General features: G+C 64.9%; 22 protein-coding genes and 1 pseudogene. 7 read left to right on the plus strand and 16 right to left on the minus strand.

Going from position 1 to position 23,285, the window contains the following annotated elements:
* Nucleotides 1-141: 141 nt before the first annotated feature.
* The 5 genes and pseudogenes from JQ572_RS26870 to JQ572_RS26890 all read right to left on the minus strand — a co-directional run bounded on the left by JQ572_RS26870 (nucleotide 142) and on the right by JQ572_RS26890 (nucleotide 5,068).
* The gene (locus tag JQ572_RS26870; protein WP_211385860.1) at nucleotides 142-522 is read right to left on the minus strand and encodes a hypothetical protein; all 381 of its coding nucleotides are present in this window, start codon (nucleotides 520-522) and stop codon (nucleotides 142-144) included.
* 472 nt (nucleotides 523-994) lie between these two features.
* Entirely contained in the window at nucleotides 995-2,233 is a 1,239-nt protein-coding gene (locus tag JQ572_RS26875) for an acyltransferase family protein (RefSeq protein ID WP_211385861.1), read from the minus strand.
* A gap of 155 nt (nucleotides 2,234-2,388) precedes the next feature.
* Nucleotides 2,389-3,053: pseudogene (locus JQ572_RS26880) on the minus strand (helix-turn-helix domain-containing protein).
* Between the two features lie 397 nt (nucleotides 3,054-3,450).
* Nucleotides 3,451-3,618: a 50S ribosomal protein L33 gene (gene rpmG / locus JQ572_RS26885; RefSeq protein WP_007603295.1), complete on the minus strand. Its 168-nt coding sequence runs from the start codon at nucleotides 3,616-3,618 to the stop codon at nucleotides 3,451-3,453.
* A 124-nt stretch (nucleotides 3,619-3,742) separates the two neighbouring features.
* Nucleotides 3,743-5,068 carry an LLM class flavin-dependent oxidoreductase gene (locus tag JQ572_RS26890; RefSeq protein WP_211385862.1) on the minus strand — a complete coding sequence of 442 codons (1,326 nt, stop codon included), beginning with the start codon at nucleotides 5,066-5,068 and terminating at the stop codon, nucleotides 3,743-3,745.
* A gap of 219 nt (nucleotides 5,069-5,287) precedes the next feature.
* Here JQ572_RS26890 and JQ572_RS26895 point away from each other — a divergent pair, with 219 nt between their 5' ends.
* The gene (locus tag JQ572_RS26895; protein ID WP_211385863.1) at nucleotides 5,288-5,830 is read left to right on the plus strand and encodes a hypothetical protein; all 543 of its coding nucleotides are present in this window, start codon (nucleotides 5,288-5,290) and stop codon (nucleotides 5,828-5,830) included.
* Here the strand turns inward: JQ572_RS26895 and JQ572_RS26900 are convergent, their stop codons facing one another.
* The 4 genes from JQ572_RS26900 to topA are packed head-to-tail and all read right to left on the minus strand — an operon-like array spanning nucleotide 5,831 to nucleotide 12,170.
* Nucleotides 5,831-6,580, minus strand: coding sequence for an NUDIX hydrolase (locus JQ572_RS26900; protein WP_211385864.1), 750 nt, complete (start codon nucleotides 6,578-6,580; stop codon nucleotides 5,831-5,833).
* Nucleotides 6,581-6,611: 31 nt separating this feature from the next.
* A complete protein-coding gene (locus tag JQ572_RS26905) occupies nucleotides 6,612-7,052 on the minus strand; it encodes a DUF983 domain-containing protein (RefSeq protein ID WP_211385865.1) in 441 nt (146 codons plus the stop codon).
* Entirely contained in the window at nucleotides 7,046-9,394 is a 2,349-nt protein-coding gene (rnr, locus tag JQ572_RS26910; protein WP_211385866.1) for a ribonuclease R, read from the minus strand. The genes JQ572_RS26905 and rnr overlap by 7 nt, the downstream gene beginning before the upstream one ends.
* A gap of 19 nt (nucleotides 9,395-9,413) precedes the next feature.
* Nucleotides 9,414-12,170, minus strand: coding sequence for a type I DNA topoisomerase (gene topA / locus JQ572_RS26915; RefSeq protein ID WP_211385867.1), 2,757 nt, complete (start codon nucleotides 12,168-12,170; stop codon nucleotides 9,414-9,416).
* 228 nt (nucleotides 12,171-12,398) lie between these two features.
* Between topA and JQ572_RS26920 the strand changes: the two genes are divergently transcribed.
* Nucleotides 12,399-12,638 carry a hypothetical protein gene (locus tag JQ572_RS26920; RefSeq protein ID WP_211385868.1) on the plus strand — a complete coding sequence of 80 codons (240 nt, stop codon included), beginning with the start codon at nucleotides 12,399-12,401 and terminating at the stop codon, nucleotides 12,636-12,638.
* A gap of 58 nt (nucleotides 12,639-12,696) precedes the next feature.
* On the opposite strand, the gene JQ572_RS26925 is transcribed toward JQ572_RS26920, so the two are convergent.
* The gene (locus JQ572_RS26925) at nucleotides 12,697-13,164 is read right to left on the minus strand and encodes a winged helix-turn-helix transcriptional regulator (protein WP_211385869.1); all 468 of its coding nucleotides are present in this window, start codon (nucleotides 13,162-13,164) and stop codon (nucleotides 12,697-12,699) included.
* A gap of 122 nt (nucleotides 13,165-13,286) precedes the next feature.
* On the opposite strand from JQ572_RS26925, the gene JQ572_RS26930 reads away from it, so the two are divergent.
* Complete coding sequence (locus JQ572_RS26930) at nucleotides 13,287-14,060, plus strand: SDR family oxidoreductase (protein ID WP_211385870.1); 774 nt, start codon at nucleotides 13,287-13,289, stop codon at nucleotides 14,058-14,060.
* Between the two features lie 176 nt (nucleotides 14,061-14,236).
* On the plus strand, nucleotides 14,237-14,419 hold the full coding sequence (locus JQ572_RS26935) for a hypothetical protein (protein WP_211385871.1): 183 nt from the start codon (nucleotides 14,237-14,239) through the stop codon (nucleotides 14,417-14,419).
* Nucleotides 14,420-14,491: 72 nt separating this feature from the next.
* Here JQ572_RS26935 and JQ572_RS26940 read toward each other — a convergent pair whose 3' ends face one another.
* Nucleotides 14,492-15,100 carry an FMN-dependent NADH-azoreductase gene (locus JQ572_RS26940; RefSeq protein ID WP_211385872.1) on the minus strand — a complete coding sequence of 203 codons (609 nt, stop codon included), beginning with the start codon at nucleotides 15,098-15,100 and terminating at the stop codon, nucleotides 14,492-14,494.
* Nucleotides 15,101-15,183: 83 nt separating this feature from the next.
* On the opposite strand from JQ572_RS26940, the gene JQ572_RS26945 reads away from it, so the two are divergent.
* A complete protein-coding gene (locus tag JQ572_RS26945) occupies nucleotides 15,184-15,594 on the plus strand; it encodes a winged helix-turn-helix transcriptional regulator (RefSeq protein ID WP_211385873.1) in 411 nt (136 codons plus the stop codon).
* On the opposite strand, the gene dprA is transcribed toward JQ572_RS26945, so the two are convergent.
* Nucleotides 15,591-16,733 carry a DNA-processing protein DprA gene (gene dprA / locus JQ572_RS26950; protein WP_211385874.1) on the minus strand — a complete coding sequence of 381 codons (1,143 nt, stop codon included), beginning with the start codon at nucleotides 16,731-16,733 and terminating at the stop codon, nucleotides 15,591-15,593. The genes JQ572_RS26945 and dprA overlap by 4 nt on opposite strands.
* A 90-nt stretch (nucleotides 16,734-16,823) precedes the next feature.
* Between dprA and JQ572_RS26955 the strand changes: the two genes are divergently transcribed.
* On the plus strand, nucleotides 16,824-18,068 hold the full coding sequence (locus JQ572_RS26955) for an amidase (RefSeq protein WP_211385875.1): 1,245 nt from the start codon (nucleotides 16,824-16,826) through the stop codon (nucleotides 18,066-18,068).
* Here the strand turns inward: JQ572_RS26955 and JQ572_RS26960 are convergent.
* The 4 genes from JQ572_RS26960 to JQ572_RS26975 all read right to left on the minus strand — a co-directional run bounded on the left by JQ572_RS26960 (nucleotide 18,060) and on the right by JQ572_RS26975 (nucleotide 22,285).
* The gene (locus JQ572_RS26960) at nucleotides 18,060-19,253 is read right to left on the minus strand and encodes a patatin-like phospholipase family protein (protein WP_211385876.1); all 1,194 of its coding nucleotides are present in this window, start codon (nucleotides 19,251-19,253) and stop codon (nucleotides 18,060-18,062) included. The genes JQ572_RS26955 and JQ572_RS26960 overlap by 9 nt on opposite strands.
* A gap of 148 nt (nucleotides 19,254-19,401) precedes the next feature.
* The gene (gene plsY / locus JQ572_RS26965; protein WP_211385877.1) at nucleotides 19,402-19,998 is read right to left on the minus strand and encodes a glycerol-3-phosphate 1-O-acyltransferase PlsY; all 597 of its coding nucleotides are present in this window, start codon (nucleotides 19,996-19,998) and stop codon (nucleotides 19,402-19,404) included.
* A gap of 32 nt (nucleotides 19,999-20,030) precedes the next feature.
* Nucleotides 20,031-21,332 (minus strand): dihydroorotase, encoded by a 1,302-nt coding sequence (locus tag JQ572_RS26970; protein WP_211386079.1) that lies wholly within the window; start codon nucleotides 21,330-21,332, stop codon nucleotides 20,031-20,033.
* Between the two features lie 5 nt (nucleotides 21,333-21,337).
* Nucleotides 21,338-22,285, minus strand: a complete 948-nt coding sequence (locus JQ572_RS26975; RefSeq protein ID WP_015685626.1) for an aspartate carbamoyltransferase catalytic subunit — start codon at nucleotides 22,283-22,285, stop codon at nucleotides 21,338-21,340.
* A 198-nt stretch (nucleotides 22,286-22,483) separates the two neighbouring features.
* Between JQ572_RS26975 and JQ572_RS26980 the strand changes: the two genes are divergently transcribed.
* Entirely contained in the window at nucleotides 22,484-23,242 is a 759-nt protein-coding gene (locus JQ572_RS26980) for a M15 family metallopeptidase (protein ID WP_211385878.1), read from the plus strand.
* Nucleotides 23,243-23,285: the final 43 nt, after the last annotated feature.

A 23,285-nucleotide genomic window follows, 5' to 3' on the forward strand; every position in this document is an offset into this window, starting at 1 on the left:
AGACCGTGCGGCCATGTCCGACCCTGGCAAAGTCGAGAATAAGGAAACGAGGCCGTCTCCCTTGGACGAGGCACGCCGGTTGATCGAGGAATATGCCGCCGAACTCCGAGAAGTCATCCAGAAGCTCCGCCGCAAGATGAATTAGAGCCGCTGCCAAGGCGCGAGACCCCCTCGTGCAAGCGCCGCGGTGCTTCTCATACCGCCGTAAGTCTGCGCGACGTGTACAGTGAATGCGAGCATCATGTGATCGATGAAGAGTTGGTTGATCTCAGCGGGCCTACCCAGCGCTTGCAGGAGCGACCCACCAATATGACGGATGACCGCGTCGTCATGGCCGCCGCCGAGCTGCGAGGGAAGCTCACCAACGCGCGGTGCGGCTGACTGCTCAGAGATGCCGTCGAGTGATGTACGCGAAAGGTAGAAATGAAGGGAGTGGAAGGGCTTATCGATGACGAAGCGAGGATCCTTCTTCATATCGTAGAAGTACGCTGCGCCCGAGCGGACATCGGTCCGGACGGACATACCACGCTGCCAAATCTTGCAGTTGGGGGAAATCGTTGAGTGCAAGGGTTACAACATAGGCATCTGCAAGTCCCATCTCGCCGGATGGGCGAGACACAGCAGCGTCGACGCGGGTTTCAGTGACAGCAATCTCCGCGTTGCGCAGCGAACGCGTGATCAGCGAGACCGGTTCATGCTCCATGTGCATGAACCGCTTCACAGTCGGACCGTAGAAGCCTATTTGTGCCATATGGACCAGCTCGTCTGCAGAATTTGCCGTAGCAGATTTCAGCGGAGCCGGACGCCAATCTACGGATCCCAGTGCGGGGGTCTACACTAGCAATGGCGTCCAAAGTGGTTCTCGCAATTTCTTGAACTGGGCCCGTTGTTGACATCAACTAGCTCTGCGTCGACGTCGTCTTCCGCGCGTAAAGCCGACGCGACAATTTAGAAGCATCTCGGCTCTCGTGCTCTACGCGCAGCGCGGCGCCCCTTAGGACGCCGCGACGTTCACCTTCACGGAGACGGGCAGGGGAAGACGCAGCCCCCGGGCCAATGCCCGGCGTCTCGACGCCGGCTGTCTTTCCGGCAGCTTTCCGAACTGGGAGAGGGTTTGCATCATAGCGCATCTGACGGCTGGCTCGATCCTTGCGCAAATGAACCAGCAGAGCAGGACAAGCATGCCCAGCGCGATCCATAGGGCCGAGGTGGCATCCAGGCCTGAAACGACCAGGGCGCGGATGATCGCCGTGCCAATGACGTTGTGGGTCAGATAGAGCGGATAGGCGATCAGCCCGAGCGTTCTCGAATAGGCCGGTGCTTCAGGCGAAGCGGTGCCAGCCGAGCGCCTGCTCCGGTTCGCGGCAATTGCAATGAGGAGCACCGCAGCCGCCCAGACCATGATCGGCACAAGGGCCGATTGATCCGAGATGGCGGGAATGGACGTCAAAAAGAAAGAAGCAAAGAAGTAGATCTCCGCGGCGCCCGAAAGACACGTGACGGCAACCGCTACCTGTTCGAGCGCCGTCAATTGCCTGTTCGCGGAGATGAACAGCCAGATCCCCAGCGCAAAGAAGCAGCCATGCGTCAACAGGAATGCCGCGCACGGCACCCGGAACATCAGAATAACCAGATAAGGCAGGTCGGACGGCGTCGTGCAGGACAGTACGAGCAGCGCGACGGCGTTGAAGATTGCGCTGTAGACGGTGAGACCCCAGGCCAGGTGTCGCAGGGTGATTGTCTTCGTGAGCATCGCGCAAAACACGAGTCCATAGAACGCCGTCTCGGCTGCCAGCGTCCAGTAGACCTCGTCAAGCCATTGACCTGTGACCCCCTTGGGGACCATCAGCATGGCGTGGATGTAGGGCAGAATGAATTCGGATGCCGGTCCGCTCCCGAAGACAAGCAGAACGAGCAAGGTCGCGGTGGCGCACACCCAGACGGCCGGATAAAGCCTGAGCGCGCGACCGAGAAGAAACGCGGCCGGTGAAGATTGGCTCGCGGAATTCGCGATGACGTAACCGGAGATGACAAAGAAGATTTCAACGCCGACCCAGCCGAACCATGTGAAGGGCGCGGCGGACGGGTAAAGAACATCGGCGGCGACGTAGTGCTCGAAGCCCGGGACGCCAATCGAAACCCAGGCCCAGGACCAGAACATCTGGTGAAAAATGGCGACTCCGAGAGCGGTCCCGAAGCGCAGCGGATCCAGCAGGGGCAAATGGCTCTTCACGGGAATGGACCAATGTCATGCAACGATCCCGCTGGAGATATTGAATCCTTTCACTGGGCTCTTTGAGGTGGGTCACACTTGCTCCGCCGCCGTCGGTCGCCCGGCCGGGATCAGCTGCTTGCAACCCCAGGGCAGACCAATCGCATCAATTCCGCTCATTGATCGAACTCGGTCAGTTTCGCTCGATCTCGCAACAAGATTTGTCGCTGGGACTGCCCGATGAAGCTGAGAATGTCGCGATCCCTGAGCTCCGACAGGGCACGTGACACCGTCTCCAGCGTCAGCCCCAGATAGTCGGCGATGTCGCGGCGGTTCATGGGGAGGCTCATGACCCCCGCCGCAGTCAAGCGGACGTCCATTTCGATCAGGAAAGCCGCGACTTTCTCGATTGCCGTTTTCCTCCCGAGCAGCAGCATGTGAGTTTCGGCATGTTGAAGGCTGCCCGTGACGAGCCTGAGGATGTTGTTCGTCGCGGTCGCATCGCCACGTTCCTGCTCGACGACATTCTGGCGCTCGGTCAGGCGAACAGTCGTTTCGACGATTGCTTCGGCGGTAAACCGGTGAACTGCACCGTTCTCGACGCCGAAGATGTCACCCGGCAGATGGCCATGATCTGCCGCCGACCGTCAGCCAACAATTTATAGCTTCGAACCGCTCCGCTCTTGACCTGGTAGAGGTATTCGGTCGGCTCCGCCTCTCCAAAGATCTCGGTGCCGCGCCGATATTTGAATTCACTGCAAAACACGGCGTGGCCCGCGAGCGCATTCAATTCGCTCGAGCTTGGCCGATGAGGTGCAGCTTGTTGCTTTCTTACGAGCATTCGTTCCTCCCCCGCGTTTCAGCGGAACCTGGCTAAGGCTATGGGAAAAACCGGCAAGCACTGTTGCGGGAGATCAAATTTGATGTGGTGAGCGCAGCGGTAGGGGAGCAAGGCGAAAAGGAAAAAGCCGCCAGCTTTGGGGGCGCTGGCGGCTTGTTGGTGGGGACGTAGCGGTGGGATTGCTACGTGCTGTCCTGTTTAGCGATCTGCCGGCAGATATTGTTGATCTCAGTCAAAGCGCTCGTGGCCCGGACGCAGCGCAGCGTCACTTCGACGATGTGCTGCAGAGCGGGGGCCCATGTGTCCGCATCGCGCGTGGGACTTTCCGGGTCCAAAATGAAACGGGGCCCGAAAGGGCCCCGAAGTATTCAACGTTCCGCGATCTTGCTTGATCTGCTTACTTGATCTTGGCTTCGCGGAATTCGACGTGCTTGCGCGCGACGGGGTCGTACTTCTTCTTGACCAGCTTGTCGGTCATGGTGCGCGAATTCTTCTTGGCGACGTAGTAGAAGCCGGTGTCGGCCGAGGACACGAGCTTGACCTTGATGGTGACCGCTTTGGCCATGTTCAGAACCTCAGAAATGAAGGGAATCTGGAGCCGGCCAAACGGCCCGCGTTGGCCGGCAACCTAGCCAGAAACCGCCTGATGTCAAGGTTTTAGGGCCGGAAAACCACCCAAATCGGGCCCATTACGCCTCGAAGAACCGGTTTTTTGGCCGCGGCAGGCCCAGATTCTCCCTCAAAGTAGCCCCTTCATACTCTTTCCGGAAAATCCCGCGCCGCTGCAGCTCCGGGACCACCTTGTCGACGAAATCGTCGAGGCCGGCGGGCAGGAACGGGAACATGATGTTGAAGCCGTCGGAGCCGCGGCCGACCAGCCATTCCTCCATCTGGTCGGCGATGGTCCTTGCGGTCCCGACGAAGGACAGGCCGCCATAACCGCCGACGCGCTGGGCGAGCTGGCGCACCGTGAGTTTTTCGCGCGCGGCGAGGTCGACCATGCGCTGGCGGCCGCTCTTGCTGGCGTTGGTCTCGGGGATTTCGGGGAGAGGGCCATCGGGATCGAAGCCCGAGGCATCGGTGCCGAGGATGACCGAGAGCGAGGCAATGGCGCTGTCGTAGTGCACGCGGCTGTCGAGCAGCGCGCGCTTCTCCCTGGCCTCGTCGACGCTGTCGCCGACCACGACGAAGGCGCCGGGCAGAATCTTGAGGTGCTCGGGGTCGCGGCCGACCTTCTCCATGCGGCCCTTGATGTCGGCATAGAGTTTCTGGCTGTCGGCAAGGCTGCCGCCGCCGGTGAACACGGCTTCCGCCGTCTCCGCCGCAAGCTGCCGGCCGTCCTCGGAGGCGCCGGCCTGCACGATCACCGGCCAGCCCTGCACGGGGCGGGCGATGTTGAGAGGGCCGCGGACCTTGAGATATTTGCCGTGGTGGTCGAGCGTGTGCATTTTCGAAGGATCGAAGAACAGGCCGCTTTCGACGTCGCGCACGAAGGCATCATCGGCGAAGGAATCCCACAGGCCCGTGACGACGTCGTAGAACTCGCGGGCGCGCTTGTAGCGCTCGGCGTGCTCCATGTGGTCGTCGAGGCCGAAATTCAGCGCCGCGTCCGGATTGGATGTGGTGACGATGTTCCAGCCCGCCCGGCCGCCGCTGAGATGGTCGAGCGAGGCGAAGCGCCGCGCGACGTGATAGGGCTCGTCGAACGTGGTCGAGCCCGTCGCGATCAGGCCGATGCGCTCGGTGACGGCCGAGAGCGCCGACAGCAGCGTGAACGGCTCAAATGAAGTGACGGTGTGGCTGCGCTTGAGCGCGTTGACCGGCATGTTCAGCACGGCGAGGTGATCGGCCATGAAGAAGGCGTCGAACTTGCCGGCCTCGAGCTTCCGGATCAGCGTTTTGATGTGTCCAAAGTTGAAATTGGCGTCCGGCCAGGCGCCGGGATAGCGCCAGGCGCCGGTGTGGATGCTGATCGGGCGCATGAACGCGCCGAGCTTGAGTTGCCGTTGTGCCATCGCGCCCTGGTCCGTTTTGTGTGACGTTCGGGAAGACATAGGCACGCCTGGGAACTCCGCCATTGGGGGAGGCGGGAAGAATTTTTTGTTTTTCGCGATCAGCTCAGCACAATCGCGTCATTCCGCGGCGCCGAGTGACGGGTGCGGGAGAAGGCTTATCGAACCAATCCGCCGCCGGCGCCGACCAAGCCAAGACCTTCGCTTCCAAGGAGACTCTTGATGGCCGGCGCAATGAGCGTGGACGGCGGAATCGTCCGCATCGACCGGCCCATGCCCTGGATCGGCCGGCTGCTGTCGCTGCCGCTGCTGGCGGCGAGCGGCTATCTCCTGTGGAATGTCGCGCTCGGCCTGCGCCAGGATTTTTCCGGCTTCGGCCGGCTCGCCGACGATCTCGTGCCGGTGCTGGTGTTCACCGGCCTCGGGCTGCTCGTCGGCATCCCCGGCCTGATCCTGCTGACCTTCCGCACCTTCGTCGTGCTCAACGAGACGCTGCGCCAGATCATCATCACCCGGCAATTCGGCCCGCTGAACATCCGCAGGCAGCGCAGTCTCGCCGACTATCATTTCATCAGCATCACCGACGACTGTGATGCGGATCTGACGACCTATGACGTCAATCTCTGCGGCAACAAGGGCACCGAGCCGATCACGCTTCAGAGTTTTACGAGGCGGGAGCAGGCGGACCAGCTCGCAAGCGAGATCGGCCGCGTCCTCAAACTGCCGGCGCGCGACTATGTCGGCACCGAGCCCGACGCCGATTGATCAGCTCAAAATATCCTTCTGCATCTTGCCGCCGTAGAAATGGAAGAACGGCACGGGTGCATCGTGGCCGAGCGGGCCGGTGGCCAGGCGCGTGTCGAGCTCGTTGAGGACGTTGCGCGTCATCGGATGCAGATCGGCGAGCGGCTTCGAGCCGAGCTCGACCCACACCAGCTCGACCAGCTCGGCGTCGGCATGGATCACGCCGTCGACGCTGTGGGCGATCGCGGAGGCGTCCGCCGTGAAGAAGCGGGTGTCGAACCGCTTGACGCGGCCGGGCGGGGTGATCGCGCGCGCGATCAGGAACAGGCTGGAGGGATCGGGCAGCAGACCCGCATCCGCAAACGGCTTCCAGGGGCCCTCGAGCCTGGGCGCCTTGCCCTCGGCCTTGCGCCCGAGGCAGAGACCGGTCTCCTCGCAGGCCTCGCGGATCGCGGCAATGGCGAGCGATTTGGCGCGCGAGGGCGGCGTCTTCGGGCTGCCCTTGGCGAGATTGGCTTCCAACTCGGACGTGATGGGGGCGGCACAGGGCACGCGATAGTCGTCCTTGTCGACGCGGCCACCGGGGAAGACGAACTTTCCGGGCATGAACACCACCTTGTCGTGGCGCTTGCCGACCAGGACTTTTGGAATGGCGCTGCTGCGATCGACCAGGATCAGCGTCGCCGCATCCTTCGGGCGGAAATAGGGATGGTGGTCGGCTTCCTTGCCCTCGTGGATCTTTGCCTTTTCCGCCTGCGCCGTATCCGTCATGTCCTCACCCAAACCGCTTCTTGCTTATTGCTTACACCGGCGGAATACCATCCGGAGGGTTGTCGTCAAAGCCGTGCATGCGCAGAGCCCATTGCAATCCGACCACGGCTCCCTTGACCGGCTGGAGCAACGCGAGCGAGGCCAGGAACGTAAAGGGCAGATAGGCCGCAAAGCTGATCCAGACCGGCGTGGTGTAATTGGTCTCGATCCAGAGGATGCTGGGCACCACGATGTGGCCGACGATGACGATGACGAGATAGGCGGGCAGGTCGTCGGCGCGGTGCGGCGTGAAATCGAGGCCGCAAGCCGAGCAATTGTCCGCCGTCTTCAGGAAGGCGCGGAACAGCTTTCCCTCGCCGCAGCGCGGGCAGCGGCCGCGAAAGCCGCGTTTCATCGCCGTCCAGAGGTCGCGCTTCTCGACGAGGCCGGTCTCGCGGGTCCATATCTTCGGCGCCGTGCTCATCGTCACCATGCCTTGCCTTTCTGTCCCTTGCCTTTTCCCTTGGGCTTCTTGCCCTTGCCGGGCTTCTTCGGCTTCGCCGCCTTGTGCTTCTTCGCCGGGCTGCGTCCGGGCTGCGCCTTGAACGAGGGGCGGCGTTGCGGGCCGGATGGCCTGCGGCCCCGCGGCGCGGTCTCGCCGGTCGACGATAGCAGCTCGAAGCGCAGCGCGCCTGCGATGGGAGCGGCCTCGATCAGGCGGACGTCGACGACGTCGCCGAGCTGATGCATGGTGCCGCTGCGCGTGCCGACCAGGGCGTGGCGGCCCTCGTCATAGTTGAAATATTCCGTGCCGAGGGATCGGATCGGGATCAATCCGTCGGCGCCGGTCTCGGCCAGCTTGACGAACAGGCCGGCGCGCGTGACGCCGGAGACGCGGCCCTGGAAGCTCGAGCCGATGCGGTCGGCGAGATGATGGGCGATCAGGCGGTCGACGGTCTCGCGCTCGGCCTTCATCGCGCGCCGCTCGGTCACCGAGATGTGGGCGGCGACTTCGCTCAGGGTTTCCGGCGTCTCGCTGTCGGGCAGGGCGCCTTCGCCGAGCCCGAGCGCGCGGACCAGCGCGCGATGCACGACGAGGTCGGCGTAGCGGCGGATCGGCGAGGTGAAATGCGCGTAGCGGCGCAGGTTCAGGCCGAAATGACCGTAATTCTCTGAGGAATATTCGGCCTGCGCCTGGGCGCGCAGCACCACTTCGCTCACCAGCGGGAAGTGGTCGTGGCCTTCGAGCTGCGCCAGTACGCGGTTGAACAGCGCCGGGCGCAGCGCGCCGCTCTTGGCGAAGGGAACATCGAGCGTCTGCAGAAATTCCGCCAGCGCGTGGACCTTCTCCAGCGTCGGCTCGTCATGCACGCGGTAGATCAGCGGCAGCGACTTCTTCTCGAGCATCTCCGCCGCCGCGACATTGGCGAGGATCATGAACTCCTCGATCAGCTTGTGCGCATCGAGCCGGTCGGGGACGACGACGCGATCGACCGTGCCGTCGCTCTTGAGCAGGATCTTGCGCTCGGGCAGATCGAGATTGAGCGGATCGCGCTCGTCGCGGGCGCGCTTGACGCAGGCATAGGCGGCGTAGAGCGGCCGCAGGATCGGATCGAGCAGGGGGCCGGTGGTGTCGTCAGGCCTTCCGTCGATCGCGGCCTGTGCCTGGGCGTAGCTCAGCTTCGCCGCCGAGCGCATCAGGATGCGATGGAAGCTGTGGGAGCGCTTGCGGCCGTCCGGGCCGATCACCATCCGCACCGCGAGCGCGCCGCGCGGCTCGCCCGGGACCAGCGAGCAGAGATTGTTGGAGATGCGCTCCGGCAGCATCGGCACGACGCGGTCGGGGAAATAGACCGAATTGCCGCGGTCGAGCGCATCGCGGTCGAGCGCGGTGCCGGGGCGCACATAGAAGCTCACATCGGCGATCGCGACGTTGACGATGAAGCCGCCCTTGTTGTTCGGATCAGGGTCGGGCTGCGCATGCACCGCGTCATCATGATCTTTGGCGTCCGGCGGATCGATGGTGAGAAGCGGGACGTCGCGCCAGTCCTCGCGCCCCTTCAGGTTCGCAGGCTCCGCCGCTTCGGCTTCGTGCTCCGCCGCGGGACGGAATTGCAGCGGGATGTCGTGGGCGTAGATCGCGATCAGGCTGATCGCCTTCTCGGACTTGACCGAGCCGAGTTTCTCCTTCACGCGGCCGGAGGCGAGGCCAAATCCGCGCGAGCGGATGATGTCGACGCTGACGAGGTCGCCGTCCTGCGCGCCGTGCGTCTCGGCCGGGGCGATGTTCAGCTCGCGGTCGGCAGACTTCTTGTCGACCGGGACCAGCCGTCCGCCGCCTTCGGGCAGGCTGCGGAACACGCCGAGGATGCGGCTCCTGGTCTTGTCGAAGACCTTGATGATGTGGCCGCGATAGGCGGGGCCTTCTGCCTCGTCGTAGCGCTCGACGCGCAGCAGCACGCGGTCGCCGCTTCCGGCCGCGGTGCCGGGCTTCGGCCGGCGCGGCAGAACGATGAGGATCTTTGGCGGTTCGCCGCTTTCGACCTCGTCCCATTCGGTGGGGGAGGCGATCAACTCGCCGTCGGCGTCGCGGCCGGTGATGTCGGCGACCAGCGTCGGCGGCAGGCTGTCCGGCTCCGAGACCTTGTGGCGTTTCTTCTTGATGGTTCCGTCATCGGCGAGCTCGCGCAGCATGCGCTTGAGCTCGACGCGATCGGCGTTCTTCAGGCCGAACTCGCGCGCAATTTCGCGGGTCCCGACGTTTCCGTGGTTTGCCTTGATGAAGGCGACGATGGCGCTCCTGTCGGGAAAGCCATGGTCATTCTTGCGTTTCACTTAACCTCTAATTCTTGATCTAAGTCTTGCCGGCACTTTTCTTGGCCGGAGTATTTGCAGGATTCTTGGTGGCGGCGGCCTTTGTCGGCGACGTCTTGGCGGTCGACGACACGGCGGCGCGCGCCTTGCTGGTGGATTCGGATTTGGCCGCGGCTTTCTTTGCGGCCGGTTTCTTTGGCTTTGGCGCGGCATCATCGCCGTCCGCGGCCTTCTCCGCAGCCTTCTTGGCCTTGGCCGGCTTGGCCGCTTTCTTCGCCTTGGGTTTTCCGCCGCCCTTGGCCGCGCGCTCGTCGATCAGCGCGATCGCCTGCGGCAGCGTGACGGTGTCCTTTTCGAACTCGGCCGGGATCGTCGCGTTGACGCCGCCGGCCGTGACGTAGGCGCCGTAGCGGCCGCTCTTCACGGTGACGGTGCCAAGCGTCGGATGATCGCCGATCGCCTTGCCCGGGTCGGCGCCGAAGCGGCGGCTCGGGCCCTTGGCGACCTTCTCGGCGATCAGCGTGACCGCGCGGTTGAGGCCGATGTCGAACACCTCGTCGCCGGCCTCCAGGCTGGCGTAGGTCTTCTCGTGCTTCACGAACGGACCGAAGCGGCCGAGACCCGCGGTGATCGGCTCACCGGTCTCCGGATGCTTGCCGATCTCGCGCGGCAGCGACAACAGCTTCAGCGCGAGCTCGAGCTCGACATCGCCCGGAGAAGTGCCCTTCGGAATGCCTGCGCGCTTGGGCTTCTCGCCTTCCTCGTAGTCCTTGGGCTCGCCGAGCTGGATATAGGGCCCGAAGCGGCCGGCCTTGACCCAGACATCGCGACCCGTATCAGGATCCTGGCCGAGCGAACGATCGGCACTGGCCTCGCCATCGGCGGCAAGCTGACGGGTGTAACGGCATTCCGGGTAGTTCGAGCAGCCGACGAAGGCGCCGAACTTGCCGGCCTTGAGATTGAGCCGGCCGTTGCCGCAGCTTGGGCACTGCCTGATGTCGCCGCCATCGGTGCGCGGCGGATAGATGTGCTGCCCCAGCATGTCGTCGAGCACGTCCAGCACCTGCGCGACGCGCAGATCCTTGATCTCGTCGACGGCGCCGATGAAGCCGGTCCAGAAGTCCTTCAGAACCTGCTGCCAGGAGATCTCGTTGTTGGAGATGCGGTCGAGCTGCTCTTCGAGATTGGCGGTGAAGTCGTATTCGACGTAGCGGCTGAAGAAGCTTTCGAGGAACGCGACCACGACGCGGCCCTTGTCCTCGCCGTGCAGGCGCTTCTTCTCCAGCTTGACGTAACCTCGGTCCTTCAGGACCTGGAGGATCGAGGCATAGGTCGAGGGCCGGCCGATGCCGAGCTCTTCCATGCGCTTGACCAGCGAGGCTTCGGAGAAGCGCGGCGGCGGCTCGGTGAAATGCTGGGTGACGGCGAGCGACTGGCGCTTCAATGCGTCGTTCGGGCTCATCGCGGGCAGGCGGCGGGAATCCTCGTCCTCCTCGTCGTCGCGGCCCTCCTGGTAGAGCGCGAGGAAGCCGTCGAACTTGACGACCTGCCCGGTGGCGCGCAGCTCCAGCGTGCGGCCGCCCACTTTCGCCGTGATGTCGACGGTGGTGCGTTCGAGCTCGGCAGATTCCATCTGGCTCGCGATGGTGCGCTTCCAGATCAGCTCATAGAGCCTGGCCTGATCGGCATCGAGCTTGCGGCTCATGCTGTCGGGGCGGCGGGACATGTCGGTCGGGCGGATGGCTTCGTGCGCTTCCTGCGCGTTCTTGGCCTTGGCCTGGTACTGGCGGGGGGCTTCCGGCACGTAGGCGTTGCCGTAATCCTCGCCGATCACCTTGCGCGCCTGGGTGATCGCGGACGGATCGATCTGCACGCCGTCGGTACGCATATAAGTAATGAGTCCGGTGGTCTCGCCGCCGATGTCGATGCCTTCATAGAGGCGTTGGGCGATGCGCATCGTGTGGGCCGGCGCAAAGCCGTATTTGCGGCTGGCTTCCTGCTGCAGCGTCGAGGTGGTGAAGGGCGCCTGCGGATTGCGCCGGGCTGGCTTGGCGTCGACCGCGGTCACCGCGTAGCTGGCTGCTTCCAGCGCCTTCTTGAAGTCCTCGGCTTCCGCGCCGGTGCCGATGTCGAGACGCTGGATCTTCTTGCCGTCGGCGCCGACGAGACGCGCCTCGAAGGCGTCGCCGCGCGGCGTCAGCAGGGTCGCGATCAGCGACCAGTATTCGCGAGCGACGAACTTCTCGATCTCGAGTTCGCGGTCGCAGACCAGCCGCAGCGCCACCGACTGCACGCGGCCGGCCGAGCGGGCGCCCGGCAGCTTGCGCCACAGCACGGGGGAGAGGGTGAAGCCGACCAGATAGTCCAGCGCGCGGCGCGCCATATAGGCGTCGACCAGCGCGCCGTCGATCTGGCGCGGATTCTTCATCGCGTCCGTGACCGCCTGCTTGGTGATGGCGTTGAACACCACGCGCTCGATCTTCTGATCCTTCAGCGCGCGCTTTTCCTTCAACACCTCCAGCACGTGCCAGGAGATGGCCTCGCCCTCGCGATCAGGGTCGGTGGCGAGAATCAGGCGATCGGCGCCCTTCAGGGATTTGGCGATATCGTTGAGCCGGCCGGCCGCCTTGGGGTCGATCTCCCAGATCATCTTGAAATTGGCGTCGGGATCGACGGAGCCGTTCTTCGCCGGCAAGTCCCGGACATGGCCGAACGAGGCCAGAACCTCGTAGGACGAGCCCAAATACTTGTTGATCGTCTTGGCTTTCGCCGGCGACTCCACAATGACGATATTCATGTAGTTCCAGTAACTTATGGGAAAATTTGGGGCCGAATTCGAAGGGATTCGGGTCGGCCCTTTCGTCCCGAACATGGGTGGTGAGGCCCTCGCTGTCAAATCGAAGGGTGTTGAAGGCCCTCCCGATGGGAAAAGTTTCATATCAAGAAAGTTGCAAAATACCACCTTGGAGTTGCGGCCGATGTAGGCGTAATGTTTCCTTGGGGCATGGATTCGGCTGGGGGGCTGGTGACTAAGCCGGGAAAGAAACGGGCGCGTGCCGCATCGGACGCGGCAGCGGGCTCGCGTCACGAGGAGCCGGGGGAGGGCGGCGTCGAGGAGGCGGTCGCCTTCATCGCCGAGCAGGCCGGGGCATTGCGCAAGCTCGCCGAGCGCCACAAGCTCGACGTGCTACATTATCTGCTGGGCATGACCAAGCTGGAAGCCGACGAGCATCTGCGGCTGCGGAGCAAGCGCAAGCTGTCGTGAGGGCAGGATTCTAAAGTAGCCCGGATAGAGCGCAGCGGAATCCGGGCTAAAGGAGCCCTCAGGCCGATCGTCGCCTTGGTGCGGGCCGCGGCTTCAGCATGGTATCGGCCGGCGCGAGCAGGCGCCCGTCCTCCGCGCGCATTTCCAGCTTCTTCACCGGGCGGCCCTTGGCGCGATCGACCAGGATGGTCGCGATCTCCTCCGGGTGATCGTCGAACTCCTCGCTCCATTGCCGTAGCGCCACCAGGATTGGAAAGGTGCCGTGGCCCTTCGGCGTCAGCACATATTCCTGGTAGACGCTGCCGTCGGAAGCGGGTGCCGTCGCCAGAATGCCGTGGTCGACCAGCGCGCGCAGCCGCGCCGACAGGATGTTCTTGGCCATGCCGAGCTTGTTCTGAAACTCGCCGAAGCGGCGCACGCCGAACAGCGCCTCGCGGATGATCAGCAGCGACCACCAGTCGCCGATCTCCTCCAGCGAGCGCGCGATCGGGCAGGCATCGCCCTCGAAGCTGGTTCGTTTCACCATCGTCTGTCGTCCTGTCGCATTCGCCAGAATTGGGCGGCGATCACGCGCTTGTGTGGTTGCATCATAAAACCAAATGGCCTAGATGGCAATCTAGTTTTATCATGCAACTACTGGAGGCGAGCATGAGGCTGAAGGACAAGACGGCACTGATTACAGGCGGCAACAGCGGCATCGGGTTTGCGACGGCAAAACTGTTCGTGGCCGAGGGTGCGAAGGTGGTGATCACCGGGCGCAACAGGGAGACGCTGGAGGCGGCGGCGAAGGAACTCGGCCCGAACGCAATTGCGCTCGCTGCCGATGCCACCGACATCGCGGCGACCGAAGCTGCGATCAAGCAGGGCGCCGAAAAATTCGGCAAGTTCGACATCGTGTTCGCCAATGCCGGCATCGCCGGCGGCACGCCGCTCGGCTCAGCCACGCTGGACGTTTTCGAGAAGGTCATCAGCACCAATCTGACCAGCGTGTTCTTCACCGTGCAGTCCGCGCTGCCTTATCTCAACGACAACGCCTCGATCATCCTCAACGGTTCGGTGATCTCCGTGCTCGGCATTCCCGGTTACTCCGCTTACGGTGCTGCGAAGGCCGGCGTGCGGGCGATGGCGCGGATCATGGCCTCGGAACTGTCGCCGCGCGGCATCCGCGTCAACGTCGTTGCGCCCGGCGCGATCCGCACGCCGATCTGGGGCGCCGCGATCGCAACGCCCGAGGCGGAGAAGGCATTCGAGAAGCGGATCGCGCTGACGACGCCGCTGGGGCGCATTGGTGAAACAGATCACGTTTCGAAGACGGTGCTGTTCCTCGCCTCCGACGATTCCGCGCATGTGCAGGGCCAGGAAATCTTCGTCGATGGCGGCGCTGTTGCGTCTCCAAGCGGCGCGCCGATCTATCGCGGTTGATCAATCCTGGTGCAAATTGAATCGACCGGCGCAGCGGCACGCGGTTGCGCCGGCCGGTTCCCACATTTTGCGAGCTGTATTTTCTGAACCTTGCGTGACGCGTTGAACCTTCGGTTGCGCTGCCAAGACCCTTTTACGGGCAGGGGTCACGAAGACTCATTTCGATGGAGCCCGATATGCCAAAGGCAGCTCGTATTTTTTCGCCGATTTCAGCACCGCGTATTTACACCGAGAAGACCGCCGTTCCCGCCAAGCGTTCCGACACCTCCGAGTTCATCGGGGTCGCTCTTTTCTGCGGCATCGGCCTGTTCGTTTCGCTCGTCGCCGTCATCCTGGGCATTCAGGGCGCCTGGTTTTAGTTTCGCCGATCGCGCATCGGTCGATCAGCCGCCGCAGGCGATGTTGCGGCGGCTGATGATGTGCGCTTTGGCTCAGGCCGCGCGCAGGGTGGTTGCCGCCTCGAGCGCGCTTGCGAGCGACTTCTCGCGATGCTCCGGACCGACCTGGATGCCGTCGGCGGTGATGAACTCAGGGGTGTGAATGCCCATGAAGCCGAACACGCCGCGCAGATAAGTTTCCAGGTGCTCCAGCGACGCGGCGGGCGAGCCCGCGCCGTAATAGCCGCCGCGCGAGATCGCAAAGATCACGCGCTTGCCGCCGGCGAGACCCTGCGGGCCGCTTGCGTCGTATTTGAAGGTCTTCCCCGCCACCAGAACGCGATCGATCCAGGCCTTGAGCTGGCTGGGAATGGTGAAATTGTACATGGGCGCGCCGATCACGACGATGTCGGCGGCCAGGAACTCGTCCAGCGCGGCCTTGCTGGCGGCGAGGTCGGGGCCGAGTTCCGCCGGCGCCGGGGCGCCTTGCGCGGCCGCGAGGTGCGAGCCGGAGAGGTGCGCGAGCGGGCTCTGGGTGAGGTCGCGATAGACGATGTCGAGCGACGGCGTCGCCTGCCTGAGGCGGTCGACGATGGCGGCGGAAACCTGCCGGGAGACGGAGTGGGGGCCGAGCACGCTGGAGTCGATATGGAGCAGTTTCATTTGGGGTCACCCTGGTATAAGTTTGTAACCAGAGCTACATGAGTGACTATCGAAATCCCCGCAAGAACGCACCTTTTTGAGCCATGGACACATATTTGAAACCGACACACACCGGTTTGCCTGCCTCACCGAGGCCGGATCCGAACCACGCCGATTGTCGCGGGGTTGCCTCCGTGCTGTCCCGCGTCGGCGACAAATGGAGCGTGTTCGTGATCATGATGCTCGGCGACGGGCCCAAGCGCTTCAACGAGCTCAAGCGCATGATCAACGGTATCTCGCAGCGGATGCTGACCCTGACGCTGCGCGGCCTCGAGCGCGACGGCCTCGTCACGCGCACCATCTTTCCGACCATTCCGCCGCGCGTGGACTATGAGCTGACCGATCTCGGCCGCGGCCTGTCGCGGCCCGTGGAGGCGCTCGGCAAGTGGGCGATGGAGCATCTCGCGCAGATCGAGGCTGCACGTGCGCAGTTCGACGAGCGCGGCGAGAACTAAAGCAGAGACACCAGGCCGCCGCCGTGGCGTTCGAGCCGCCCGGCCAGCTCGAGCTCCAGCAGCACGGTGCGCACGATCGCTGGTGAGGCTCCGGACATCCGCACGAGATCGTCGATCGTCACGGGGGCAGGGCCGAGCAGGCCGGTGATCTGGTCGCGGTCGTGTCCTTGCGGATCGCTTTCGAACGGCTCGCTGTCGGGCTCGCTCGCGGTGCGCATCAGCGGCCGCTCCATGATCGGTGCGACCGCGTTGATGATGTCGGCAGCTTCCGTGACCAGCGTTGCGCCCTGCTTGATCAGATCGTTGGCGCCGGCGGCGCGCGGATCGAGCGGGGAGCCCGGCACCGCGAACACCTCGCGGCCCTGTTCGGCAGCCATGCGCGCAGTGATCAGCGAGCCCGAACGGTGCGCCGCCTCCACCACGACGACGCCGAACGCGGCGCCCGAGATCAGCCGGTTGCGGCGGGGAAAATCGCGGGCGCGCGGCTCGTGGCCGAGCGGCATCTCGGAGATCGCTGCGCCCTTGTGATCGAGGATCGAGGCCAGCAGATCGCCATGCTCGGGCGGATAGATGCAATCATGCCCGCCGGCGAGCACAGCGATCGTGCCGCTCTCGATACTGGCGCGATGCGCGGCCTGGTCGACGCCGCGGGCGAGGCCGGAGATGACGACGAAGCCGGCTTCGCCGAGCTCGCGGGCAAGCTGGCCTGCGAATTTCAATCCGGCGCCGGAGGCGTTGCGCGAGCCGACGATGGCGATCATCGGCCGCATCAGGGTTTTGGTGTCGCCGCGCACGGCGAGCAGTGGAGGCGCATCGTCGATCATCGCCAGCCGCGCCGGATAGCCATCCTCGCCGGGCGCGAGCCAGGCGATGCCGACCTTGCGGCTCGCGGCGAGCTCGGCCTTCGCCTCGTCGGCGCTGCAAATGCGCGCCGATCGCTGCGCACCGCCGCGGCGCGCGAGATCAGGCAAGCGCTCCAGCGCGGCGCGCGCCGTGCCGAAATGATCGACCAGCGAACGGAAGGTGCGCGGCCCGACATTGTCGGACCGGATCAGCCGCAGGCGGTCGATCCTGTCAGGCTCGGTCAGCTCTACACTTCGGTTGATGGCGTCCACGTCGGCTCCTTGCAGGCACAGCATGGAACAACCTGGGGGCGTGGGCAACAGTGGCGTGCGCTTGCGCGACCTCGCCGCGATGCTAAAAGCGATCCCAATAAGAAGGGTTTTGCCATGATCTCACTCGCCGACCTCCAGCGCCGCATTGAAGCCGGCGAGCTTGCGCCCGATGATGCCATCGCCCAGTCGCACGCGGCGATCGAGGCCAGGGAGAAGGACGTCCGCGCCTTCGTCCGTCACGACAAGTTGGCGAAGGCGCAAGCCTCCGGCCCGCTGCGCGGCATCGCCGTCGGGATCAAGGACATCATCGACACCGCCAACATGCCGACCGAGATGGGCTCGGAGATCTATCGCGGCTGGCAGCCGCGCGCCGATGCGCCGGTCGTCATGATGCTGAAGCGGGCGGGCGCCACCATCATCGGCAAGACCACGACCACGGCATTCGCCTCGCGCGATCCTACGGCGACGCTCAATCCGCATGATCTCGGCCATACGCCGGGCGGCTCGTCCTCGGGCTCGGCGGCCGCCGTCGGCGCCGGCATGATCCCGCTGGCGCTCGGCACCCAGACCGGCGGTTCGGTGATCCGGCCCGCCGCCTATTGCGGGACTGCCGCGATCAAGCCGTCGTTCCGGATGCTGCCGACGGTCGGGGTGAAATGCTATTCGTGGGCGCTCGACACGGTCGGCCTGTTCGGCGCCCGCGCTGAAGATCTCGCGCGCGGCCTTTTGGGAATGACCGGTCGCACGGAGTTTTCCGGCATCGTCGCGGCAAAAATGCCACGCATCGGCGTGGTCCGGCAGGAATTCGCCGGTGCCGTGGAGCCGGCCGCCGAACAGGGGCTGCAAGCCGCGATCAAGGCCGCGACGCGGGCCGGCGCCAGCGTGCAGACGATCGATCTGCCCGAAGGAGTGCAGGAGGCCTGGCGTATTCATCCGGTCATCCAGGATTTCGAGGCGCATCGCGCGCTCGCCTGGGAGTTTTCCGAGCGTCACGACGAGATCGCGCCGATGCTGCGCGCCAGTCTCGATGCCACCGTCGGCCTGACGCCGAAAGACTACGACGACGCACGCCGGATCAGCCGTCGCGGCCGCCGCGAGCTTGGCGAATTGTTCGAGGGTTTCGACGTGCTCCTGACCTATTCGGCGCCGGGCACGCCGCCGGCCAAGGAGCTCGCCTCCACCGGCGACCCCCGTTACAACCGGCTCTGGACGCTGATGGGCAATCCTTGCGTCAACGTGCCGGTGCTGAAAGCCAATGGCCTGCCGATCGGCGTGCAGGTGATCGCGCGCTTCGGCAACGATCCCGGCGCACTCGCTGCGGCGTGGTTCCTGGAGGATGCGCTGGCGAAATCAGGCTAGCGCCAGTTCGGCGGTGGGCGGAGCGCGTTGGGCCTCCGCAGCCGTCGCGCCTTGCCCGAGCCAGCGCTCGGCGGCCTCGCGGCCGCTCCGGTGCAGCGCGCGAATGAAGCCGCGGCCGAGATCGGTCGATGAGCGTTGCGCCAGGCCGTCGACGAAGTCCTCGGCTGCGATCCTGGAGAGCCGCAACGACGATGCGGCGTGCGATTGCGCCCATGCGATCGCCGCGATCTCGGCATTGAGGGCAGCGTTGGCCGCGATCTGGTCCAGCCTGCGGTCGATGGCGGCAAGTGTGATCGGCACGTAGCTGTCGCGCGCCGGCGTGACCTGCACGAGCAGGATTTCGGTGCTCGTCGTGTCCTGCGCGAGCCGCAGCAGGGGCGGATTGCTGCCGAGGCCGCCGTCCCAATAAGCCTCGCCGTCGATCTCCACGGCGCAATGAACCAATGGCGGACAGGTCGAGGCCAGCGCGACGTCGGCGGTGATGGCGTCGTTGCGGAAGATCTGCTGTTGTCCGTCGCGGATCCGCGTCGCCGCGATCAGGAGCTTCGGGCACCGCGCGTCGCGCAAGACGGAAAAGTTGATGTCGCGCGACAGCGCCTGCCGCAGCGGATCGAGATCGAACGGATCGAACTGGCCCGAGCGCAGCGTCGGGCCGAACGCGACCGAGCTTCCCGCCGGCGAAAAGCCGCCGATCAGCATCAACGACCGGAACGAGGCCTCGTGCATCAGCCGGATCCAGAACCGGTTCAGCCGCGAGCGGGCGCCTTCGCGACCTCCTTCCGCAAAGCCGCACGCGAGCAGCAGCGCATTGATGGTGCCTGCGCTGGCGCCGCTGATGGTGTCGATCGCGATGGAGGGCTCTTCGAGCAGCCGTTCCAGCACGCCCCAGGTGAAGGCGGCGTAGGTGCCGCCGCCCTGGAGCGCCAGCGAGAGTTTTCGCGGCGGACATTGGCTGGCGCGTGGCGGCGCGGGCGCAACGGGCGCCGCTACGGTCACGATCCCGGGCGGCGGCGCATGTGCGACGGATTCGGGATGTGGTGGCGGGAGACGGGCCGGCTCCGGCATGGGAGGCGGCGAGGGCGCATCGGACCAGATGTTGGTCGCCGAGAGCAGCCGGCTTGCCGCGGTGCGTGCAGCACCGTGCGAACCGACTTCGTCTTGCGCGCCAACAATCTTCTCGCTCATTCTGAGCAACCGCGTAACGCCACTTCCCCTGTCAGGATGACAGGCATGGAACCGTTCGCCAATACAATCGCGATTCGGCCGCAAGTTGCGAACAGGATTTGGCACATAATGCGGAAAGGGCGCGGCGATATCCGTACTTTTTCCGGCCTTACGCTGTCTCGCCGATCCGGCTTTCCTTGCCCGCTTGCAATCGCTTGATGTTCTCGCGATGCGCGTAGAACAGCAGCAGCGTCAGCACCACGGCCAGCGCTGCAAGTGCGAGATGGCCGAACCACCACAGGAACAGCGGCGTGATGAAGGACGCCACCAGCGCCGAAAGCGAGGAATAGCGGGTGGTGAAGGCGGTCGCCAGCCAGAGCAGGCAGAACACCAGTGCGGCGGGCCAGAACAGCCCGAGCAGAATGCCGATATAGACGGCGACACCCTTGCCGCCTTTGAATTTGAGCCAGACCGGGAAGAGATGGCCGAGGAAGGCGCCGAGGCCGGCCACCATGGCGGCATTGGGCCCCGCGATGTAGCCTGCGATCACCACGGCCACGGTGCCCTTGAGCGCGTCGAGCAGCAGGGTGCCCGCGGCAAGGCTCTTGCGTCCCGTGCGCAGCACGTTGGTGGCGCCGATGCTGCCGGAACCGATCGAGCGAATATCCTGCGTGCCCGCCAGCCTGGTGAGAATCAGCCCGAACGGAATCGAGCCGAGCAGGTAACCGATGACGAAGGCCACCGGCAGAAACAATTCAAGCGCCATGTCTGCAAATTCCCTGGCTGCAGCTCCGCACGTCAGACATGCTCATAGACCGTCCGTCCGCCGACAATGGTGCGCACCACGCGGCCCGTAAAGCGCGCTTCGTCGAACGGGGTGTTCTTGCAGGGCGATTTGAGGTCGGCGGGATCGACGATCCAGGGCACATCCGGGTCGATCACGATGACGTCCGCCGGGCTGCCTGTGCGCAGGGTTCCGCCCGGCAGCCCCAGGATCTCGGCCGGCCGGGTCGACATCGCCCGGATCAGCGTCTTCAGGTTCAGTTCGTCATTGTGCACGAGGCGAAGGCCTGCCGGCAGCATGGTCTCGAGCCCGATGGCCCCGGATGCTGCTTCCGCGAACGGCAGGCGCTTGACCTCGACGTCCTGCGGATTGTGGTCGGACATGATGACGTCGATGAGGCCGGAAGCCACGGCCGCGACCAGCGCGCGGCGGTCGTCCTCGGTGCGCAGCGGCGGCGACAGCTTCAGGAACGAGCGGTAGGGACCGATGTCGTTCTCGTTCAGCGCCAGATGATTGATCGAGGCCGAGGCGGTCACGGCGAGGCCGGCGTCGCGGGCGCGCTTGAGGATTTCGAGCGAGTCGATGCAGGTCAGCGATGCCGCGTGATAGCGGCCGCCGGTGAGCGCGACGAGACGCATGTCGCGTTCGAGCATCACGGCCTCCGCGGCATTCGGGATGCCCATCAGGCCGAGCCGCGAGGCGAACTCGCCCTCGTTCATCACGCCTTCGCCGACGAGATCGGGATCCTCGGTGTAATGCACGATCAGCGCGTCGAAATCGCGGGCGTAAGTCAGCGCGCGGCGCATCACCTGCGCATTGGTCACGCTCTTGTCGCTGTCGCTGAAGGCGATCGCGCCGGCGGCCTTGAGGAGGCCGAACTCGGTCATCTCCTCGCCGTGCATGCCCTTGGTGAGCGCCGCCATCGGCTGGATGTTGACGATCGCGGTGTCGCGGGCGCGCCGCATCACGAAATCGACGGTCGCCGAGTTGTCGATCACCGGAGACGTATCGGGCTGGCAGATGATGGTGGTGATGCCGCCGGTCGCGGCGGCCTGGCTCGCGGAGGCAAAGGTCTCGCGGTGGCTGAAGCCGGGCTCGCCGACGAAGGCGCGCATGTCGATCAGGCCGGGGGCCACGATCTTGCCGGCGCAATTGACGACGTCGGTGCCCTCGGGGACGCCGGCAGCTCCAATGCCGCGGCGGGTCTCGCGGATGATGCCGTCGGCGATCAGGACGTCGCCGGGGCCGTCGAAATCCCTGCTGGGATCGACGACGCGGGCGTTGGCGAGCAGGATGGGACGGCGGTCAGTCAGCATGAGCATCACGCGTTCGGCAAATTGCGGGCGAGCGCTTCGAGCACGGCCATGCGCACGGCCACGCCCATCTCGACCTGTTCGCGGATCAGCGATTGCGCGCCGTCGGCGACCGCGGTGTCGATCTCGACGCCGCGGTTCATGGGGCCGGGATGCATGACGAGGGCGTCCGGCTTGGCGTAAGCGAGCTTCTTCTGGTCGAGCCCGAAATAGTGGAAATATTCGGAGGTCGACGGCACGAAGGAGCCGTTCATGCGCTCGCGCTGGAGCCGCAGCATCATGACGATGTCGGCGCCGTTGAGCCCCTCGCGCATGTCGCGCGCGACCTCGACGCCCATCCGCTCGATGCCGGGCGGTAGCAGGGTGGAGGGGCCGACGACGCGGACGCGGGCGCCCATGGTATTGAGCAGGATGATGTTGGAGCGCGCGACGCGCGAATGCAGCACGTCGCCGCAGATCGCGACCACGAGGCCCTCGAGCCGGCCCTTGTTGCGGCGGATGGTGAGCGCGTCGAGCAGCGCCTGGGTCGGATGCTCATGTGCACCGTCGCCGGCATTGATCACGGAACCGTCGACTTTTCGGGCCAGCAGTTCCACCGCGCCGGAGGCGTGATGCCGGACCACCAGGATATCCGGGTGCATGGCGTTCAGCGTCATCGCGGTGTCGACCAGCGTCTCGCCCTTCTTGATGGACGAGGAGGACACCGACATGTTCATGACGTCGGCGCCGAGCCGCTTGCCGGCGAGTTCGAACGAGGACTGGGTCCGGGTCGAGGCCTCGAAGAACAGGTTCACCTGCGTCCGTCCACGCAGGACGGTGCGCTTCTTGTCAACCTGGCGGTTGAGCTCGACATATTCTTCGGACAGGTCGAGGAGGCCGGTGATGTCGGCCGCGGAAAGGCCCTCGATGCCCAGCAAATGCCGGTGGCCGAGGACGAAGGTCGATTTCGATGTCATTAAAGCGAGAGCTATAGGCGGGGATGGCCGGGGGGGCAAGGGCCAATGCCGGGGCGGGGAGTTATCCCCCGATCTGTCACCTTGTCGTCGGTGCGGGGCGATGCGAAGCATCGCACGATCATGCGGGCTCCCGTACCGGAGAATCTCGAGATTCCGGGTGCCGTCCTTCGGGCCGGCTCGGAATGACAGGGGGAAGCGATGCGTTTCGTTGGGCCAATTTTGATGTCATGTCTCGCGATTGCCCTGGCCTCGTCCGCTCACGCCCAATCGCTTCCCGGCGGCTTCGTCTATCTGCGCGACATCGACCCCAGCATTGTCCAGGACATCCGCTACGCCAGCTCCAACAATTTCGTCGGCCGTCCACTCGCCGGGTACAACGCCGGCGAATGCGTGGTGAAGCGGGAGGTCGGCCTGCGGCTGAAGGCGGTGCAGCAGGAGCTGGCGGCGCAAAACCTGTCGCTGAAGATGTTCGACTGCTACCGGCCGGCGCAGGCCTCGCTCGACATGGTGAAGTGGTCGCAGAATGGCCATGAGACCGCCGCCGAGCGGCGCTACAATCCGAAGATTCCCAAGACCGAGTTGTTCCGTCTCGGCTACATCGCGAGCCGCTCGCAACATTCCACCGGGGCGGCGCTCGATCTCACTTTGGTCGACCTCAAAGCCGACAATTCCGCCAAATACGATTCGTCGAAAGCCTATGCCGATTGCACGGCGCCGGTCGAGGCCCGATTGCCGGAAGGCAGCGTCGACATGGGCACCGGCTATGACTGCACGGACGCGAAGGGACATACGTCCGCACCGTCGATCAATTCGGACCAGCGCGCCTGGCGCAGGCGGCTGGTGGCTGCGATGGCCCGGCAAGGCTTTGTGAACTATGCGAAGGAGTGGTGGCACTTTTCGCTGCCGGGGGCGGGCGGGGCGGCCTATGATTTCCCGATTCCGCCGCGGACGAGGTAGATCGTCATGAGAACGGCCCGGCGTGACGGTGCCAACGAAAGCG

Origin of the sequence: Bradyrhizobium sp. SZCCT0153 (genome assembly GCF_018129995.1) — a bacterium.
Classification (GTDB): domain Bacteria; phylum Pseudomonadota; class Alphaproteobacteria; order Rhizobiales; family Xanthobacteraceae; genus Bradyrhizobium; species Bradyrhizobium japonicum_G.